We start from the raw sequence: 18,369 nt of genomic DNA on the forward strand, positions 1-18,369 counted from the left end.
GCGATGACAGGAAAACGCTCAGATAACGGAGGGCACGATGCCAGAAGAAAGTCCATTCAGGCGTTCTCCGGGCACCGGCAGCGCTGCAGATCATTCATGGTGCGACCGCTATGACCTGTCCTTCGGGCGCGACAATGGCGGGCCGACCTGGCACTTTACCCCCGAGTCACAGGGTGACGTTGGGCCGTCTCTTTCTGCCGACGCGCCCCAACGCCTGGCCACATTGTCACTGCGCTCGCCCTCCCTCTCGCACCCGTCGTCAATTCCAACGCCCTGTAGCCCGACCGAACAGGCCCGCAATGCGCATCTGAAAGCCATGGGTGAGCTCACGGTGTCCATCGCTCACGAAATCTGCCAACCGCTGCTGGCTATCGCCTCGAATGCCGCTGCGTGTATGCGCTGGCTGCAGCGCGACACACCGAACCTGAACGAGGCCCTGGATGGCCTGGCGGACATCCGCAAGGACTGCGAACGGGCCGCCGGGATCGTGGCCTCGCTGCGCGCATTGGCCAAGCAATCGATTTGCACGCCGCAGGCGGTGAACGTGAACGAGGTCATCGAGGAAGCCATCCGCCTGAACACCCCCGCGTTGTTGCGTCACCGCATCACGCTGGAGCCACGACTGGACGCCGATCAATGCGTGACCGCTGATGCGATACAGATCCAGCAATTGGTGTTCAACCTGATCGCCAATGCCATCGAGGCGGTGGCCGCCCACCTGCGTACGGGAGGGGTGCTCAGGGTCTCGTCCCGTTCGCTGCGCGATGGCGTGCAAGTGAGTGTCGAAGACAACGGCCCCGGCATTCCGCTCCACGCCCGGCAGCAGATCTTCGACGCGTTTTACACCACCAAGGCCAGCGGCCTGGGCATGGGCCTGACCATTTGCCGATCAGTCATCGATGCACACAAAGGCAACCTCTACGCCGAGACCTCTGAACTGGGCGGGGCGATGATCCGTTTCCAACTGCCCACGGGGTGCCTGAATCGGGCCTGAGCGGGTGCGGCCTAGGCTCTGTCTGAGAAGCCTTGATACGCGGTGATGCTGCGTCGAAAACCGCCTCGCCTGACCTTCGTCCCAAGACGCTTCAACGAGAGCCTAGAGCAATGCCGACAGGCGCACGTCGGCCGCCAATACCCGGTGCAACTGCCCGTTGGCCGCGAAAATCGGCACCGAGACCGTGATGCAAAAAGCGTCGGTCGCCGAGGAACGGTACACCGGCGTGATATGGCTGCTGAGCTGCTCGGCCACGGCTCTGAACCATGGACGCTGCGCCCAGTTGCGCCCTTTGCAGCTCGGTGCCTTGCTGTCCGTTTCCAACCCGATGTTCTCGCTGATCTGCGTACCGTTGCGATCCACCATGTAAAACAGCTCGAATCGCTGATCGCGCTGCAGGGTGTCGCGCATGAAGCGCTCGGCGGCTTGCACATCGCCATTCATGGCGGCCTCGCTGCCCAACCGCTCGACGGTGTGCTGAATGGCCTTGTGCATCTCCAGCCGAAAGCCGCCCAGGCCGTTCAACAGGTGATCGCCACTGTTGCGCACGGCGTCACTGTGAGTCAGCACCTGACCGGCATTGCTCAACAGCTCGGCAGCCACCCCCGCGATGTTCTGCACGTCGCGGTTGATGGCATGCACAGCGATCCCGATGTGTTCGGTGCCCGAGGCGATGTGACCGACGCGCTGGTCCAACTGATCCATGGCCGACTGAGTACCGTGCAGGTCCTCGCCCATGCGGGTCATCCCTTCCCGACCATCGGCGACGGCCGCGTGCATGATTTTCCCGGCAGCACCCAACTGATCCATGTCTGCCCTGAAGCGCTCGATGATCTGGCTGACCCGAGCGGTGGACTCGGTGGTGTGCCCTGCCAGCCGGCGCACCTCGTCGGCGACCACAGCGAAGCCCCGGCCATGTTCGCCTGCGCGGGCCGCTTCGATGGCAGCGTTCAACGCCAGTAAGTTGGTTTGCTGTGAAATGCTGGCGATCACCCCCAGCACCTGACTGACTTCTTCGAGCTGCCCGAACAATTGGTCAATCACCGCTTCGAGCTTTTGCTCGCTGGCGCCGATCGCATCCACTTGCCCGAGCACTTGCTCCCCGGTCTGTTGGCATTGGCGCAGGGTCAAGGTGACCTCACTGGAGAGCTTGGCCACTTGCGCGGCGCCGGGCACCAGTTCGGTGTCCAGCGAGGTGCTGACCTGCTCGCTGGCGCTGGCGATCAGTTCCGACGCCTGAGCCAACAACTGACCGCTCTGCTCGGTGGCGCGGGCGATGCGCGCCAGTTCGGGGGCATGGGCGGCGATGTCCACGGAGGCCGCCAGGCTCTCGCCCAGCCGCTGGTGGAGGGTCTTGCTGAAGCCGTTCAAACGGGTATTCAGTGGCGAGTGGTCGGACAATTGCACCGTCAGGTCCAAGTCCTCGAACAACAGGTTCAACGCGTCATCGTCATGGGCCCGGCGTTTGTTGCCACGCAATGAAAACATTCGGTTTCTCCCTCCATGTGTGCAGCAAGCGCTGCAAGCACAATGCCATCAGCGCATCCTCCTTCAGCGAATTCCTCGCACGCGGCGACCGCCGTGGGTTCCGTCGCCGCGTGACAAGGCAAACGTGCGCGGTTTCCGTCTCTGCCAAGGCCATGACAGGCACTTTTTGGTGCACAACGACCGATACCACGGCCCGGTGCAGGTAGACTGACCCCGCGCCTTTACCCCTGACCGCACCGCCACTGGAGAACCCCGCGTGGAACTGCGCCAATTGCGTTACTTCGTGAAAATCGTCGAACTGGGCAGCCTGGGGCGGGCGGCCTTGGAGCTGGAGGTGGGGGTTTCCGCCTTGAGCCAGCAGATCGGCAAGCTGGAAAGCGAGCTAAGCACCCGCCTGCTGAACCGCACATCGACCGGCGTCACCGCCACCCCCGCCGGCCTTGCCTTCCTCCACCATGCCCAGTTGACCCTCCGTCAGGCCGACAATGCGGTACTGGCGGCGCACCGTGGGCGCATGAGCGGCTACGTCAGCGTTGGCCTGCCACCTACCACGGCGACGGTGCTGGCCCTGCCACTGATCGCTGCCATGCGTGAGCGCTACCCGGACATTCAATTGCATTTGGTGGAGATGCTTTCGGGTCACCTCGCTTCACAGCTCAACTCCCGCCAGATCGACCTGGCGATCCTGTTTCAGCTCGAAGGCGGCAAACGCTGGAGCGTCACCCCTTTACTGGACGAGAAGCTGTTTGTCCTCGCCTGCCCGACGTTGCGCGGCGCCCCAGTGGGCGACAGCGTGCGCCTGGCCGAGCTGGGCAACCTGCCGCTGGTCGCGCCAAGCGCGCAACACGGTCTTCGTTCGACCTTGGTCACGGCCTTCGAGCGCGCAGGCGTGGTGCCCAACATCATCATGGAAGTGGACGGCCTGGCGGTGCTGATGAATGCCGTGCGAGCCGGGCATGCGGCGACCATTCAGCCCGGTGCGGCAGCCGCACTCAGCGGTGAATCCGGACTCACGCTGGTGCAGATCGCCGACCCTCACGTCGGCCGCCGCAACCTCCTGGCGACGCTCAGCGATGACGAGCTGTCGCCAGCGGCGCTGGCCACCCGTGTCGTCATCACTGATGTCGCACGGGAGTTGGTCGCTCACCGCCAATGGCCAGGCGCGAGCTGGCTGGGGGAACGGTGACTCGGAGCGAGCGCCATCCACCGCCCTGACCCTTTACTAAAACTAAACACCCCAGGGTAAATCCGGTCTTTCGCGCCTCTCGACCGGTCCCTACTGTTCTCCCACTCGCCGACAGCCCTGTTCCAACTGAAGGCGTTCGAGGAGAAAGCATGATCGATGTTCTAGTCATAGGCGGCGGTAACGCCGCGCTCTGCGCCGCCCTCATGGCACGAGAGGCCGGCGCGAGCGTGATGCTGCTGGAGGGCTCGCCGAAGCGCTGGCGGGGCGGCAATTCCCAGCACACGCGCAACCTGCGCTGCATGCACGATGCACCACAGGCGTTTTAGTAGACGCCTACCCCGAGGAGGAATACTGGCAAGACCTGCTGAAAGTTACCGGCGGGTTGACCAACGAAACACTGGCCCGCATTGCCATCCGCGCCTCGTCACACTGCCGCGACTGGATGCGGCGGCACGGCGTGAATTTTCAGCCTCCACTGTCAGGCGCGTTGCATGTCGCGCGAACCAATGCCTTCTTCATGGGCGGCGGCAAAGCGCTGGTGAATGCCTATTTCCGCAGCGCCGAGCGCTTGGGCGTGCAGATCCGCTATGACGCTCAGGTCAGCGATCTGGAACTGGATGGCGGGCAATTCGTCGCCGCTCACCTCGCCGAGCGCACCGTCGATGGCCAGCGCTTGCCTGCCGAACGCATTGAAGCCCGCGCCTGCGTGCTCGCCGCCGGCGGCTTCGAGTCGAACCGCGAATGGCTGCGGGAGGCCTGGGGCCAGAATGAGCGCGGCGAGTGGCCCTCGGATAACTTCCTAATACGCGGCACGCGTTTCAACACCGGCGTGCTGCTGCGGCGCATGATCGAACTGGGCGCCGACGTGATCGGCGACCCGACCCAGGCGCATATGGTGGCGATCGACGCCCGTGCGCCGCTCTACGACGGCGGCATCTGCACACGCATTGACTGTGTATCACTGGGCGTGGTGGTCAACCGCGACGGCGAGCGTTTCTACGACGAAGGAGAGGATTTCTGGCCCAAGCGCTACGCGATCTGGGGACGACTGGTCGCGGGGCAACCGGGGCAGCAAGCGTATTCGATCATCGATCAGCAAGCCATTGGCCGCTTCATGCCGCCGGTATTTCCCGGCACCCAGGCCAATACCCTCGCGGAACTGGCGCGCAAGCTGGGGCTGCCCGAAGCGACGTTTGTCGACACGGTAGAGCGCTATAACCGCGCCTGCAGCGTCGGCACCTTCGACCACACCACCCTCGACGATTGCCACACCTCAGGCCTGACCCCCGCCAAAACCCATTGGGCGCGCCCGTTGGTCAAGCCACCGTTCCAGGCCTATCCGCTCAAGCCCGGGGTGACATTCACCTACCTGGGTCTGGCCACCGATGAGAACGCCGCCGTGCACTTCAATGGCCAACCGAGCCGCAACCTGTTCGTCGCCGGAGAAATGATGGCGGGCAACGTGCTGGGCAAGGGCTACACCGCCGGCATCGGCATGGCGATCGGTACGGCGTTCGGCCGCATTGCCGGCACACAGGCCGCTGCTGCCGCGGGCATGACGCCTTTCCACACTTTTTCGGAGCCGCACCATGCAGCTGTTTGATCCCGCCTCGCCCGGTGAACTGATCCCGGTGCTCAACCTTCAGGAAACCGAAGTCCAGCGGCAAATGACGATCTGCAATGCCTGCCGCTATTGCGAAGGCTTTTGCGCGGTGTTTCCCGCCATGACCCGTCGTTTGGAGTTCGCGCAGGCGGACATCCACTACCTCGCCAACCTCTGCCACAACTGCGGCGCCTGCCTGCACGCCTGTCAATACGCCGCACCCCATGAATTTGCGGTCAACGTACCGACCGCGATGGCCAAGGTGCGACTGCAGACCTACAGCGAATATGCCTGGCCAAAACCTCTGGGTGGGCTCTATCGACGCAACGGTCTCCTGCTCGCGCTGGCCTCGGGCGCTGGATTGGCGCTATTTCTGTGCCTGACGCTGCTGCTCATGGGCAACTTGTTCACCGCCGTCCCGGGTGGCGACTTCTACCGCATCTTCCCACACAACATCCTGGCGCTGATGTTCGGCGCAGTCTTCGCATTTGCCGTGCTCGCCCTGGTCATCGGCGTGCGACGGTTCTGGCAAGATGTCAGGCCGGGCGCAGCCACCCCTTCGCTGAAGACGTCTGCCGCACTGGAGGCCACGGCCAATGTTGCACGACTCACCTACCTGGACGGTGGGCACGGCCAGGGCTGCAACAACGAAGACGATCGCTTCACCTTATGGCGTCGCCGTTTTCATCACCTGACGTTCTACGGCTTCATGCTGTGCCTGGCGGCGACCGGGGTGGCGACGCTCTACCACTTCCTGCTCGAGTGGCATGCACCCTACCCGGTCCTGAGTCTCCCGGTCATGCTCGGAGTCGTGGGCGGCATCGGCCTGCTGGTCGGCCCGGCCGGCCTGCTGTGGATGAACCTGCGTCGGCACCCGGAACATGGGGACAGCGATCAGAAACCCATGGATCGGGGATTCATCGCTTTGTTGTTGGCCCTGAGCATCAGCGGCCTGGCACTGCTGGCGTTCCGCGAAACCGCCGCGCTGGGCCTCCTGCTGGCGGTGCACCTTGGATTCGTCATGGCGTTCTTTCTGACCATGCCCTACAGCAAGTTCGCCCATGGCGTTTTCCGCAGCGCGGCCCTATTGAAATTTTCCATCGAAAAACGTCAGCCGAATCCGATCAACGCCGGGGCCGACTGATACGCACCGGCCCATCGCAGCATCCAGCATTCCAATAACAATACCGAGCACACCCTAGCCATGATGAACAGTACAGCCTCCACCTCCTCGTCGCGGACGGCGAAATTCGCCGCCATCGTCCGCGTCACCAGCGGCAACTTTCTCGAACAGTTCGATTTCTTTCTGTTCGGGTTCTACGCCACCTATATCGCACAGACCTTTTTTCCCGCCACCAGCGAGTTCGCGTCGCTGATGATGACCTTCGCGGTGTTCGGCTCCGGCTTTCTGATGCGTCCCTTGGGCGCCATCATTCTGGGGGCGTATATCGACAAGGTCGGGCGACGCAAAGGTCTGATCGTCACGCTGTCGATCATGGCGTGCGGCACGGTGCTGATCGCGCTGGTACCCGGCTACGCCAGCATTGGCCTGGCGGCGCCTGTTCTGGTGTTGCTCGGTCGTCTGCTGCAAGGCTTTTCGGCAGGTGCCGAACTGGGCGGCGTCTCGGTGTACCTGGCCGAAATCGCCACGCCGGGGCGCACTGGCTTCTACACCAGTTGGCAGTCGGCCAGCCAGCAGATCGCAATCATCCTGGCGGCGGCGCTGGGCTACGGCATCAACGCCTGGCTGGACGGCACGCAGATCGCGGCGTGGGGTTGGCGTATTCCATTTTTCGTCGGCTGCGCGATCATCCCGTTCATTTTCGTGATCCGTCGCTCGCTCCAGGAAACCCAAGCATTCAGCGCCCGGGTGCATCACCCGAGCGCGGGCGAGGTGTTCCGCTCGATGCGTGACAACTGGCGCACGGTCCTGGCCGGTGGGCTGCTGGCGTCGATGACCACCACCACGTTCTACCTGATCACCGTTTACACCCCGACCTTCGGGAAATCGGTGCTGCACCTGAGCACCACCGACAGCCTGATCGTCACCCTGTTCGTGGGCCTCACCAACTTCATCTGGCTGCCGGTCGGCGGCGCGATCTCCGACCGCATCGGGCGCCGTCCGCTGCTCCTCGGCATCTCGACGTTGTGCATGGTCACGGCCTATCCGGCCATGCATTGGCTGGCCGAAGCCGCGAGCTTCGAACGCCTGCTGGCCGTGCTGCTGTATTTCTCGTTTTTCTTCGGCATGTATAACGGCGCCATGGTCGCTGCGTTGACTGAAGTGATGCCGCAGAATGTTCGGGTGGTGGGGTTCTCGCTGGCATTCAGCCTGGCGACGGCGATCTTCGGAGGCTTCACGCCCGCGATGTCCACCTGGCTGGTACAGGCGACCGGTGACAAGGCATCACCGGCCTTTTGGCTGATGTTCGCCGCTGTGTGCGGCTTCTCGGCAACCTTGGCGCTGTACCGTCGACAGCGCGCGGGTGTGGCTGAGCCCGCCTGAGGCGCAGCCCACCAGGCTCAAGCGGGACGATCGTGGGCCATGCACGGGTCAATCGGTGGCCGCGAGCGACGGCGCCAAGAGCTTCGCGTAGTTGTTCAAGTCGATGTTGCCACCGCTAATGATCACACCGACACGCTGCCCTTTGAGCTGCGTAGCCATCGCTCGGGCTGCGGCGAACCCCAGGCATCCGGTGGGCTCCACGACCATCTTCATGCGCTCGGCGAAAAAGCGCATGGCATCGACCAACTGCGCATCGCTGGCCACCAGGATATCGTCGACGTCCCGCTGAATGATGCTGAACGTGTACTGGCCCAAATACTGGGTCTGTGCCCCGTCGGCGATGGTTTTTGGCGTGTCGATCTTGACGATGTGCCCGGCCCGCAAGGATTGCTGCCCGTCGTTACCCGCTTCAGGCTCGACCCCATACAGTTTGCAATCAGGCGCCAGGACACGGGTTGCCAGTGCCGAACCACTGAGCAGGCCGCCGCCTCCGAGGCAGACGAACAGCGCATCCAATGGCCCCACTTCTTCGAACAACTCCTTGGCCGCCGTACCCTGCCCCGCGAGGATGTCCGGGTGATCGTAAGGCGGAATCAACGTCAGCCCCTGCTCCTCGGCCAGCGCCCGGCCGATGGCTTCACGGTCCTCACGGTAACGGTCGTAGGTCACCACCGTGGCCCCGTATTCCCGGGTCGCGGCGACCTTGGCCGCCGGAGCATCGTGCGGCATCACGATAGTCGCGGGAATGCCCAACAGTTGCGCCGACAATGCGATGCCCTGCGCGTGATTGCCCGATGAAAATGCCACGACCCCGTGTCGGCGCTGGGTGGCGTCGAACTTCGACAAGGCATTGAACGCACCGCGAAATTTGAATGCGCCCATGCGCTGAAAGTTTTCACATTTGAAGAACAACTGGACGCCCAGCTCGCGGTCCGCCGTGCGTGAAGTCAGCACCGGCGTTTTGTGGGCGTGGCCATCGATGCGCCGCGCCGCCGCGAGCACGTCGTCATAGGTCGGGAGTACGAGTGGTTGCATGATCATCCTCAGCTGTCCGAATGGGTCTCCAGCACCTGGAGACAGGCGTGGTACAGAGCATACACCAGCCGCCCGACCACGCCGTGAAGTGCACAAGAACGCCAAGCGTTGGTCCCGCAAGGGCTGACTTTGTAGTCACGAACGGACCTTTGTGTATTGGAACTACAAAATATGTAGTCTTTAAAAATATTCACTACAAAACGGTTGACGAAGCGTTTTCCCGATTGCATAGTGAGGCCGTCTCCCCGATCGGGAGAGCTGGCAAAAGTATTCCGGGACCGTTCGACGTAGCCGTCGTACAACCTCTGGATGTGTGCTGCCCACAAGGCAGATTGATGAAGCCGAACCGGCAAGATCGACCCATAGGCCGAGCGCTGGCGAAACGTCCTCATGACACTTGTGGCCGACCACGATACGTCGCCAGTGTCTGCCGACGCCCGCCATTTCTCCCCTGCGTTTCGACGCTTTCCGTAGCGACCTCTCATCTGCACTACATCCTGTGTGCCGCATGCCGTTGCAGGCATCGACGCCCTGGGTTTGCCAGCGTGTGCCAAGGCTGCGAATCGATGGACGATTCGCCATGACGTGTGAACTCACCAGATAGCTGACAAATGGGCAAAAAGGGGTAATCCAATCATGAATCTGAACAATCAACCCACCATTGATCAATTGGCTCGACTGTTCGCGGCGCAGAAGGACTCCCTCGATAGCCACATTCTCTGGGTGTGTGAAAAGGGTGACGTCCACATGGACGGCCTGGGGGCCTGCACCGAGGAGCAGGAATTCGTCGACCGCCACCCGCACATGCGCGCGCGGCTGAAGATGTATCGCAAGGGTCAGGGTTATGTCGGCAAGAAGGCCGCCGCTGACAAGCAGTTCCTGGGGCAGGTGCTGGAAACGCTCAGCAGCGAATGGGGCGCCGCCCGGCACCAGGAAGGGGTCCGCGTGATCGATCGGCTCTGCTGACGCCGATGACGCCTTTGGCCACCTGAACCGCTCAGGCGGCCAAGGGCGTGTGTCGATTCAGCCGGTGCGCCGATCCTTCCCTGCAAGCGCGCAGGCTTCAGCGTGCACTTGGAAAACCAGGCACTGGCCTAGTTGTCTGGCTTAGAACGCGAGTTTGTAGCCGATAGCGACCAGCATCACGGCCAGGCAGGGTCGCAGCAGCGCATCTGGAATCCGGCCCGCCAAGTGGCTGCCCATGTAAATGCCGGGCAGAGAGCCCATCAGCAGGAAACCCAGCATCGACCAGTTCATGTTGCCCATGCTCGCGTGGCCCAGGCCTGCGATCAGGGTCAAGGGAACGGCATGAGCGATTTCGGTCCCCACCAGCCGGCGGGTGTCGAGGAATGGATAGAGAATGAACAGAGCGACCGTGCCCAACGCCCCCGCACCGATGGACGTCAGGGCGACCATGACACCGAGCACCACGCCCGTGATGACCGTGAGCGCGTTCAGGCTGCGATTGCTCAAGCGGTAGTGATCACCGGCATGGCGTTGGGCGAACGCCAACAGGCTTTTCTTGAAGAAGATGGCCAGCGCCGTCAGCAACAGCACAACGCCGAGGCCCTGCTTGATCACGGCGTTCATCGCATCCGGCGCAGTGTGCAGGGTACTGAGGAACCAGAGGGTCAGCCCAGCGGCGGGCACACTGCCCAATGTCAACCAGCCGGTAATGCCCCAGTCGATGTTGTCGTTTCGCTTGTGCACCAGCACGCCACCGCTCTTGGTGATGGCTGCGTACAGCAGATCGGTGCCGACGGCGGTCGCCGGGTTGATGCCGAACCACAACAGAATCGGCGTCATCAGCGACCCGCCCCCTACCCCGGTCATGCCGACGATGAAGCCAACGACCAACCCTGCGACGACGAAACCGATATTGCCGAAATCCATTGACTGCCTGACATACGAAAGAAAATCCGGCGCGCAGCATAGCGATTTTTGCTCTAACGGCCTCGCTTTATCTTATATAGAAGGTAGACCGAATGGATCTATGGTTATAACCAAATCCACTCGGCCGCCCGCATCGATCAGCGCACAGCGACCACGAACAGCCGCGGGAAGGGCAACAGCACCGAACCGTCATCCAATGCGGGATACGCCTGGGAAATCGCCTTCAGATAGGCGTCGAGGAAACCGGCCTGTTCATTCTCGTCCAGCCGTTGGAGATAGGGGCGCAGCGCCGAGCCCTTGAACCATTCGACGACCGCCTCATGCCCCCCCGCCAATGGATGGTGGTAGGTCGTTCGCCAGACATCGACCTGCGCACAGTGCGGCTGCAGCAATTCGAAATAGTAGGTCGCCGGATGACGGTCCGGATGCTTGACCGAGGCGATCTTGCCCGACCACGGGCCGCTCGCAGCGACCTCCCGAGCCAGCCTGTGCGCTGGCTCCTCCAGATTGTCCGGGGTCTGCACCGCCAGACAGCCACCCGGGTTGAGGTGACTGACCAGCCGTGGATACAGCGCTTGGTGATTCGGCACCCACTGCAGCGACGCATTGGCCAGAATCACGTCATAGCGCTTCGCGGGATTCCAGACGCCGATGTCCCCGAGTTCGAAGGAGATGCTGGGCAAACGCCGACGCGCATCGCCCAGCATGTCTTCCGAACTGTCCAGGCCAGTGATCGACGCGGTGGGGAAGCGTTCGGCCAACACTTCGGTGGAATTACCGGGGCCGCAGCCCAGATCGATCGCGGTGTTCACTTGCTCGACGGGCATCGCCGCCACGAGGTCGCGAACCGGGCGGGTGCGTTGTTGCTCGAACATCGAATATTGTTTGGCGGACCAGCTCATCAGGCACTCCTTCTCTCGTGAAAGGCATCTTGGAAAGGGTAAGGGCTGGACGCCTCCCGCACAAATGAAGATCAGCCGCTTTGCCGAAGCCCTCCTTGCGTGCCGTTGATACTGCCTTCAGCGCATGACCCGACGCGTCAGGTGGCCCCCGGAAATCGGGTACGACACATACAGCCCAGAGGCGACCTGCGCTTTGGAGGCCTGAGCCGCGCTGCGCACCTTTGCAGCTGCGGCCAACAGTCGGCCCGCGTCGAGTTCGCCGCCCTCGACCGCGCTCACAATCGCCTGAGCAATGGCATCCAACCCTGATTCGCTGGAGACCAGCAATAAGTGCGCGCCTGCCCGCAACGCGTTGACCGCAGTGTCCGCAACGCTGTTGCCCCGCAGGATCGACAGGGCGTCCAGGTCGTCGGACACAATCAACCCATCGAACCCCAGCCGCGCGTGCAACAAGCTGATGACCTTCGCCGAGGTGCTGGCGCAATGCTCGGGATCCTGCGCGGGAAACACCGCTGGCCCCGGCATGATGGCCTGCACACCGGCTGCGATGACCTGACGGAACACCTCCAGCCCTTCTTCCATCTCCTTACGGGCCCCGAGAACACTGGCGAGCGCCAGTGCAGGATCATGCTCGGTGTGGCAATGACCGGGGAAATACTTGGCGGTCGCGATAACCCCAGCACGTTGTACCCCACGAATGAACGCACAGGCGATGCGCGACACCTCTGAAGGATCGACCCCGAGGTGGCGGCGATGCAGCCAAGGGTGGGTGCCGGTGACGACATCGACGAGGGGCGCCAGAAACAGGTTGATCCCCATGACCCGAGCGACGCTGGCCATTTCGTAACTGCGCGCCTCGATTTCGGCGGCATCCAGCCCCTTGAGCGCTTCGGCCGACGGCAGGCCCGGCACAAGCCGATGCAGACGCTGAATGCCGCCCAGTTCCTGGTCCACGGCCACCAGTACGGGCGCGCCGGCGTGAAAGGCGGCGGCATCGGCGATGCGCGCGATGTGCTCATGGGTCTCGGTGCGCCGGCGTTCATAGCTCATGTTACGCGCCAGGTATTCATCACTCGTTTCGCCCAGGAGCACCGAAACCCCTCCCCGACTCAGGCAGCGTCGAACGGTATCGTCCAGTTCGAGCCCGGCCAACGCGGGCAACAGCACCGCATAAGCTGCCCTGTGCAAGTCGCTCGACATCTCCCCACCTCCCATCGCTAGCGTAGCGTCATGTTCGGTGCCGACGCTTTCACAGTTTGATCGCTCGTTTATGCGCACTTTAGCGAGATATTGCTCGAAGTCAATCCAGCATTTCGATGACCTGATTCAGGGAGGGCGTTGTTTGCGCCGATAAAAAGCGTCTTAGTGGGAAAGTCTCAAGCTGAGTCCTTAAGGAACAGACCGCTCAGGCGAGTGGTGGGAGGCAGGCAGGCGACGTGCAATAAAAAAGGGGGCAATGCTGAACATTGCCCCCTTGCGCATGCGTGATGCGACGATCAGATCTGAGCTTGCCCGCCATCGACGAACAGTTCGACACCGTTGACGAAACTGGCATCATCCGACGCCAGGAACACCGCTGCGTTGGCAATCTCCACCGGCTCGCCAACGCGGCCCATCGGGATCTGCGAGGCGAGATAATCCAACAGGCCTTGCTGCTGGGCGGCGTCAGGTCCGGCCAGGTCGACCAACCCCGGCGTCTTGGTCGCACCCGGGCTGAGCGTGTTGATGCGCACCTTGCGTTCTTTCACGTCCAAAATCCAACTGCGGACGAACGCCCTGACCGCAGCCTTGGATGCCGAGTACACACTGAACGCCGGGGTGCCGGAACTGCCCGCCGTCGAACCGGTGAGGATGACCGATGCGTTTTTCGCCAGCAGCGGCAGGGCCTTCTGGACGGTGAAGAGCACCCCTTTGACGTTGCGATCGAAGGTGTCGTCGTAGTGCGCCTCGGTGATGTCCCCCAAAGGCAGCATCGATCCGCCACCGGCGTTGGCGAACAGCACGTCGAGATGGCCTTTTTCACTGCGAATCCGCTCATACAGCGCGTCCAATTGCTCCAGTTTCGCCGAGTCGACCTGCACGCCGGTGGCATGGCCGACTTGGGAGACTGCGGCATCGAGTTCGGCCTGACGGCGCCCGGTGATGTAAACGTGAGCGCCTTCCTCGGCAAAGCGCTTAGCGGTCGCCAGGCCAATCCCCGATGTGCCACCGGTGACCAAGGCGATTTTACCTTCGAGCTTACTAGCCATGATGCTTCTCCTGACCCCCTACTAGGGCTGAATTAAATGTAGGAAAAGCTTATCGGGGGCTATTGGCGCACAAAATAGAATCCTCAGAAACTCATCATTTCAGATTTGAAATGACCGACGCTAAACGTTCGAGGCGTAACATCAGGAAACATTTACGCATGCAATTGCTACGCGTTCTCAATTAACCCTTTGTAAAAGAATTGTTACGCTCTGCCGCGCTGTCTAGCCACTGGCCAGTGCGTGATCGCCTTCATCGCCGGATCCCCTCGCCTTCATACGCTCCCGCTTAGGAAATACCTGATGCTTCGTCCGTTCTCGCCCGCCTTGTCCGGTCTGCTCGCCTTTGCCGCGCCTGCCGTTCTCCTCGCTGCGCCGGCTCCATCGACCGACAGCACGTCGCTGACACTGGACACCATCAACATCGATGCCCAGACCAGCAGTGTGGCCGGGCGGGCGACGACGGAGGGCAGCGGTTCCTACACCACGGGTTCGATGACCACAGCGACCAAACTGCCCTTGTCGATTCGCGAAACACCCCAATCGGTGAGCGTCATCACGCGCCAGCGCATCGATGATCAAGGCATGAATGACCTTAACGACGTGGTGAAGTACGCACCCGGCATCACCTTGCGCAAATTCGGGTCGGACCGTCAGCAGTTCCTCGCGCGCGGCTTCACGATCGACAACTTGATGTATGACGGCTTGCCCACCATCGTCAGCAACTTCACGCTGGACACCATTTCCGGCGCCGACCTGGGGCTGTACGACCGCGTGGAAGTGGTGCGCGGCGCCACGGGTTTGATGACGGGTGCTGGCAGCCCTTCGGCGACATTGAACCTGGTGCGGAAACGCCCCACCGCAACACCCCAGGTCAGCGTGACGACCCAGGCGGGCAGTTGGGATCGCTACCGCACCGAAGTGGATGCGTCCAACAAACTCAATGAGGCGGGTACGCTGCGGGGTCGGGTGGTCACGGCTTACGAGCAGGGCAACAGCTTCGTCGACGAGCGAGACCGGGAACGCCAGACGTTTTATGGCGTACTGGAAGCCGACCTCGGCGACGCGACCACCTGGACCTTCGGTGCGTCGAAGCAACGCGACGATGCGACCTCGGACTGGGGCAGCCTGCCCTCCGGGCGCAACGGCGAGAACCTGCACCTGCCCCGCTCCACCTTCCTGAGCAACGACTGGGCCTACTGGGACCGGGACAACGTCAGCGTTTTCACTGACCTGACGCACCGCTTCGACAACGGTTGGACGGGCAAGCTGGCCGCGGCCCGCATCTGGGCCGAATCGGACATGTTCTCCAGCTACCTGACCGCCTCGGGCGCCAACGGGTTCGGACAGGCCTCGGGCCAGTACGACACCACCGACGTGCAGACCAACCTCGACGGTTCAGTGTCCGGACCGTTTCAATTATTCGGCCGACAGCATGAACTCACGCTCGGGGTGAGTCGGCGGGAAGAGAAGTTCGACCAGAAAGGCGGGTATTACGGCTCGACGCCGATCGATATCTACCACTTCACCCCCCACAGCCTTCCCAAGCCTGACCCCGCGACGCGCACCGATTACGTCAGCCAGAACACGGCCACCGAGGACGGTGTCTACGCGGCCGCACGCTTCAACCCGGTCGATCCGTTGCACATTATCCTCGGCAGTCGCGTCAGTTGGTACGACTACAAGAACCGCTCCGCCGCCACCGGCGACTATAAGGTGACCCAGGAAGTCACCCCTTACGCCGGCGTGGTCTACGACCTGAATGAGACCTACTCGGCCTATGCCAGCTACACCGAGATTTTCAAGCCCCAGAGCCAGCAGGACGTGGGCGGCGGCATCCTTGACCCGATGACCGGCGAAAGCTATGAAATCGGCTTGAAGGGCGAATATTTCGACGGCGGGCTGAATGCCTCCGTGGCGCTGTTCGACATGACCCAGCAAAACCGTGCCTACGCCGTTCCCGATCAGCCCGCCGGTTGCCAACAGCAGAACCGCACCTGCTACGAAGCCGCCGGTGAAGTGCGCAGCCGGGGTGTCGATGCCGAAATCACCGGTGCGCTGACGCCGGACTGGCAGTTCAGCGCCGCCTATACGCTGGTGCTGAGCCAGTACGTCAAAGACCGGACCTTCGAAAAAGGCGATCTGTTCGCCCCGAACCAGCCCAAGCACTTGTTCAAAGCCGCCACGACTTACCACCTCCCAGGCCAGTGGGACAAGGTGCGTGTGGGCGCAGACGTCCTCGCCCAGAGCGAAACCTACAACCGGGTGGGCAACGGTCGTTCCGTGCAGGACGCCTATGCCGTGGTCGGCCTCATGGCCGGTTATCGCTTCGACGAGCATTGGGACGCGCGCGTCAACCTCAATAACCTGCTCGACGAAAAGTACTGGCAAGGCATTCCGACGGCCACCGGCAGCGGCGTCTATGGCGATCCGCGCAACCTGATGTTCTCGCTCAAATGGTCACTGTGACGGCAACCGACGACCCGACGACCTGATGCCCAAAAACACGCCTACACTTCAGCGTGATTGCTTCGGGGATGACGTCATGCCGTCGTTCACCTGCGTCCGGGCCCGCGCAAGCAAGCGGGCCCCTTCATCCGATGCTCCGAACGCGAGGTGCAGGCATGTCGAACAAACGCTCCCCTATCACGATGGAAGGTTGGAACAGGGACTGGATCATCCATGGTCATAAACTGGTCTGCCGCGCCTGCGGCGCCGGTCAGTGCCCCACGCTCAACGAGCAACCGTTTCGCCACACCGACGCCTGCCGGATTTCGGCGCAGGGCGTACGGTATCCCTGGAAGGAACTGAACGACATTCTCAAAGATAACCTCAGCGAAACCCGCCGCATGCTGCATTGACGGGGCACGCCCGCCCCTCTGTGCCTGACGTTCACAGCGGCTGTGCCCGAACGGGCGTTTTCCCCGCGCCGCCGCTCGCCTAGTCTGTGCTCAACCCGGCCCACCCATGACAGGGGCCCATCACCGACCGTGGAACCCCAATAAAATGAGCACAGCGCCCAAGCCCGACGAACTCGCCATTCCCTATCAACGGCCCCAGGTGCCTTTCATGACGCCGGACATGGTCCACGCGGGGGTACTGACCGACTGGCTCGCAGATGACGCGCTGTGGGTACCGGTCACACCATCGGTGTCGTTCAAACCGTTGTTGCTGAGCACCACGGGGGGCTACTACATCAACCTGCTCCGTGTGCGTCAGAGCGGCGTGCTGTCTCGCCACCGACACAGCGGCGGCGTGCACGCGCTGGTGCTCAAAGGTCGCTGGTACTACTTGGAACATGATTGGGTGGCCGAGCAGGGTTCGTTCGCTTACGAGCCACCGGGCGAGACCCATACCCTGTTCGTGCCGGAGGGGGTCGACGAGATGATCACCTGGTTCCACGTGCAGGGCGGCTACACCTATGTCGATCCGCAAGGGGTGGCGGTGGGCTACGAAGATGTATTCACCAAGCTCGAGGCCGCGCGCAAGCACTACCAGTCGCTGGGCCTGCCGGACGACTACATCGAGCAATTCATCCGCTGAGCCCGGTTGTCCGAGCAGGCGATTACTGGCAGGCTTCGTCACAACCTGGCGGTCGCGAGCGAGCGGATGGATCACTATTCACAGATGCTGGCCTTCGTGTGGGCGACCGAGCACGGCAGTTTCTCGGCAGCGGCACGGGCAAATGGTCTGACCCCGTCGGCGATCAGCAAGCTGATCTCCCGCCTGGAGGATCGCTTGCACGTGCGGCTCTTCCAGCGCGGCACCCGCAGCCTGACCCTGACCGAAGAGGGCTCGGCCTATCTGGTCAGCGCCCGAGGGGTGATGCACGCGATGGCCGAAGCCGACTCACTGGCGCAAGCCTTTCCGGACCGGGTCAGCGGATCGCTGCGCATCCACACCATGACCACGTTCGCCAAACACCAGATTCTCCCCTGGCTGCCGGATTTCCTGTCCGCCTACCCGGGCCTGACCGTCGATCTGCAGGCCGGCCCCCAGTACGTGGACCTGTTCGAACAAGGCTTGGACATCGCCATTCACAGCGGCGGACTGCCCGACTCTTCGAGGGTGGCGCGCAAGATCGGCGAGAGCGCGTGGATCACCTGCGCGTCTGCAGATTACCTCGCCCGCCGAGGCACACCGAACACCCCGATGGACCTCCTGAAGCACGACTGCTTCACGTTCGGTTTTCAAAGTGCATGGAATACCTGGCAATTCCGCGCCGGGGAAAGGGGCGTCTGCACCGTACCCATCGTCCCGAAAGCGGTCTTCGCCCAGGGAGACTTGCTCAGGGAAATGGCCTTGAGCGGTGCGGGGATCGTCAAGCTTGCCCAGTTCCACATTGGCGCGGACCTGCAACAGGGGCGGCTGATTCCGTTGCTCACCGATTTCAGCCTGCCACACAAGGAGCCTATCTACCTGATACACGCCAATCGCAAACATTTGAGCCCCAGAATCCGGGTGTTTCGGGATTTCCTCGAACAACGGCTGAAAGAATCGCCGTGGGGCTGACCGG

Annotated in this window: 15 protein-coding genes and 1 pseudogene; 10 read left to right on the forward strand and 6 right to left on the reverse strand. The window is 62.5% G+C overall.

Going from position 1 to position 18,369, the window contains the following annotated elements; translation table 11 throughout:
* The first annotated feature begins 37 nt into the window (after positions 1-37).
* Positions 38-994, forward strand: a complete 957-nt coding sequence (locus tag DBP26_RS22400; RefSeq protein ID WP_108239713.1) for a HAMP domain-containing sensor histidine kinase — start codon at positions 38-40, stop codon at positions 992-994.
* A 102-nt stretch (positions 995-1,096) separates the two neighbouring features.
* Here the strand turns inward: DBP26_RS22400 and DBP26_RS22405 are convergent, their stop codons facing one another.
* Positions 1,097-2,482 (reverse strand): methyl-accepting chemotaxis protein, encoded by a 1,386-nt coding sequence (locus tag DBP26_RS22405; RefSeq protein WP_108239714.1) that lies wholly within the window; start codon positions 2,480-2,482, stop codon positions 1,097-1,099.
* Positions 2,483-2,738: 256 nt separating this feature from the next.
* Here DBP26_RS22405 and DBP26_RS22410 point away from each other — a divergent pair, with 256 nt between their 5' ends.
* The 4 genes and pseudogenes from DBP26_RS22410 to DBP26_RS22425 all read left to right on the forward strand — a co-directional run bounded on the left by DBP26_RS22410 (position 2,739) and on the right by DBP26_RS22425 (position 7,777).
* The gene (locus DBP26_RS22410; RefSeq protein ID WP_108239715.1) at positions 2,739-3,668 is read left to right on the forward strand and encodes a LysR substrate-binding domain-containing protein; all 930 of its coding nucleotides are present in this window, start codon (positions 2,739-2,741) and stop codon (positions 3,666-3,668) included.
* A gap of 149 nt (positions 3,669-3,817) precedes the next feature.
* A pseudogene (gene tcuA, locus DBP26_RS22415) lies at positions 3,818-5,271 on the forward strand (FAD-dependent tricarballylate dehydrogenase TcuA).
* Positions 5,258-6,415, forward strand: coding sequence for a tricarballylate utilization 4Fe-4S protein TcuB (gene tcuB / locus DBP26_RS22420; protein WP_108239716.1), 1,158 nt, complete (start codon positions 5,258-5,260; stop codon positions 6,413-6,415). The pseudogene tcuA and the gene tcuB overlap by 14 nt, the downstream one beginning before the upstream one ends.
* Positions 6,416-6,475: 60 nt before the next feature.
* On the forward strand, positions 6,476-7,777 hold the full coding sequence (locus tag DBP26_RS22425; protein WP_218565131.1) for an MFS transporter: 1,302 nt from the start codon (positions 6,476-6,478) through the stop codon (positions 7,775-7,777).
* Between the two features lie 48 nt (positions 7,778-7,825).
* Here the strand turns inward: DBP26_RS22425 and DBP26_RS22430 are convergent, their stop codons facing one another.
* The gene (locus tag DBP26_RS22430) at positions 7,826-8,812 is read right to left on the reverse strand and encodes a threo-3-hydroxy-L-aspartate ammonia-lyase (protein WP_108239750.1); all 987 of its coding nucleotides are present in this window, start codon (positions 8,810-8,812) and stop codon (positions 7,826-7,828) included.
* 636 nt (positions 8,813-9,448) lie between these two features.
* On the opposite strand from DBP26_RS22430, the gene DBP26_RS22435 reads away from it, so the two are divergent.
* A complete protein-coding gene (locus DBP26_RS22435; protein WP_108239717.1) occupies positions 9,449-9,778 on the forward strand; it encodes a hypothetical protein in 330 nt (109 codons plus the stop codon).
* Positions 9,779-9,919: 141 nt separating this feature from the next.
* Here DBP26_RS22435 and DBP26_RS22440 read toward each other — a convergent pair whose 3' ends face one another.
* The 4 genes from DBP26_RS22440 to DBP26_RS22455 all read right to left on the reverse strand — a co-directional run bounded on the left by DBP26_RS22440 (position 9,920) and on the right by DBP26_RS22455 (position 13,856).
* Positions 9,920-10,705, reverse strand: coding sequence for a sulfite exporter TauE/SafE family protein (locus tag DBP26_RS22440; protein ID WP_108239718.1), 786 nt, complete (start codon positions 10,703-10,705; stop codon positions 9,920-9,922).
* 137 nt (positions 10,706-10,842) lie between these two features.
* Positions 10,843-11,607, reverse strand: coding sequence for a trans-aconitate 2-methyltransferase (gene tam, locus DBP26_RS22445; RefSeq protein ID WP_108239719.1), 765 nt, complete (start codon positions 11,605-11,607; stop codon positions 10,843-10,845).
* A gap of 117 nt (positions 11,608-11,724) precedes the next feature.
* On the reverse strand, positions 11,725-12,807 hold the full coding sequence (locus DBP26_RS22450; RefSeq protein WP_108239720.1) for a glycoside hydrolase family 3 N-terminal domain-containing protein: 1,083 nt from the start codon (positions 12,805-12,807) through the stop codon (positions 11,725-11,727).
* Positions 12,808-13,103: 296 nt separating this feature from the next.
* Positions 13,104-13,856 (reverse strand): SDR family oxidoreductase, encoded by a 753-nt coding sequence (locus DBP26_RS22455; protein WP_108239721.1) that lies wholly within the window; start codon positions 13,854-13,856, stop codon positions 13,104-13,106.
* A 300-nt stretch (positions 13,857-14,156) separates the two neighbouring features.
* On the opposite strand from DBP26_RS22455, the gene DBP26_RS22460 reads away from it, so the two are divergent.
* The 4 genes from DBP26_RS22460 to DBP26_RS22475 all read left to right on the forward strand — a co-directional run bounded on the left by DBP26_RS22460 (position 14,157) and on the right by DBP26_RS22475 (position 18,365).
* A complete protein-coding gene (locus tag DBP26_RS22460; protein WP_108239722.1) occupies positions 14,157-16,322 on the forward strand; it encodes a TonB-dependent siderophore receptor in 2,166 nt (721 codons plus the stop codon).
* A gap of 155 nt (positions 16,323-16,477) precedes the next feature.
* Complete coding sequence (locus tag DBP26_RS22465) at positions 16,478-16,714, forward strand: hypothetical protein (protein ID WP_108239723.1); 237 nt, start codon at positions 16,478-16,480, stop codon at positions 16,712-16,714.
* Between the two features lie 145 nt (positions 16,715-16,859).
* The gene (locus DBP26_RS22470; protein WP_108239724.1) at positions 16,860-17,396 is read left to right on the forward strand and encodes a 2,4'-dihydroxyacetophenone dioxygenase family protein; all 537 of its coding nucleotides are present in this window, start codon (positions 16,860-16,862) and stop codon (positions 17,394-17,396) included.
* Positions 17,397-17,462: 66 nt separating this feature from the next.
* The gene (locus tag DBP26_RS22475; RefSeq protein WP_108239725.1) at positions 17,463-18,365 is read left to right on the forward strand and encodes a LysR family transcriptional regulator; all 903 of its coding nucleotides are present in this window, start codon (positions 17,463-17,465) and stop codon (positions 18,363-18,365) included.
* The last annotated feature ends 4 nt before the right edge of the window (positions 18,366-18,369 follow it).

Origin of the sequence: Pseudomonas sp. RIT409 (genome assembly GCF_003052515.2) — a bacterium.
GTDB lineage: Bacteria > Pseudomonadota > Gammaproteobacteria > Pseudomonadales > Pseudomonadaceae > Aquipseudomonas.

Coding starts and splice junctions, on each gene's coding strand:
- DBP26_RS22440 (WP_108239718.1), bottom strand. CDS start 10,705: ATGGATTTCGGCAATATCGGTTTCGTCGTCGCAGGGTTGGTCGTTGGC.
- DBP26_RS22400 (WP_108239713.1), top strand. CDS start 38: ATGCCAGAAGAAAGTCCATTCAGGCGTTCTCCGGGCACCGGCAGCGCT.
- tam (WP_108239719.1), bottom strand. CDS start 11,607: ATGAGCTGGTCCGCCAAACAATATTCGATGTTCGAGCAACAACGCACC.
- tcuB (WP_108239716.1), top strand. CDS start 5,258: ATGCAGCTGTTTGATCCCGCCTCGCCCGGTGAACTGATCCCGGTGCTC.
- DBP26_RS22455 (WP_108239721.1), bottom strand. CDS start 13,856: ATGGCTAGTAAGCTCGAAGGTAAAATCGCCTTGGTCACCGGTGGCACA.
- DBP26_RS22450 (WP_108239720.1), bottom strand. CDS start 12,807: ATGTCGAGCGACTTGCACAGGGCAGCTTATGCGGTGCTGTTGCCCGCG.
- DBP26_RS22470 (WP_108239724.1), top strand. CDS start 16,860: ATGAGCACAGCGCCCAAGCCCGACGAACTCGCCATTCCCTATCAACGG.
- DBP26_RS22465 (WP_108239723.1), top strand. CDS start 16,478: ATGTCGAACAAACGCTCCCCTATCACGATGGAAGGTTGGAACAGGGAC.
- DBP26_RS22430 (WP_108239750.1), bottom strand. CDS start 8,812: ATGCAACCACTCGTACTCCCGACCTATGACGACGTGCTCGCGGCGGCG.
- DBP26_RS22460 (WP_108239722.1), top strand. CDS start 14,157: ATGCTTCGTCCGTTCTCGCCCGCCTTGTCCGGTCTGCTCGCCTTTGCC.
- DBP26_RS22435 (WP_108239717.1), top strand. CDS start 9,449: ATGAATCTGAACAATCAACCCACCATTGATCAATTGGCTCGACTGTTC.
- DBP26_RS22405 (WP_108239714.1), bottom strand. CDS start 2,482: ATGTTTTCATTGCGTGGCAACAAACGCCGGGCCCATGACGATGACGCG.
- DBP26_RS22475 (WP_108239725.1), top strand. CDS start 17,463: ATGGATCACTATTCACAGATGCTGGCCTTCGTGTGGGCGACCGAGCAC.
- DBP26_RS22425 (WP_218565131.1), top strand. CDS start 6,476: ATGATGAACAGTACAGCCTCCACCTCCTCGTCGCGGACGGCGAAATTC.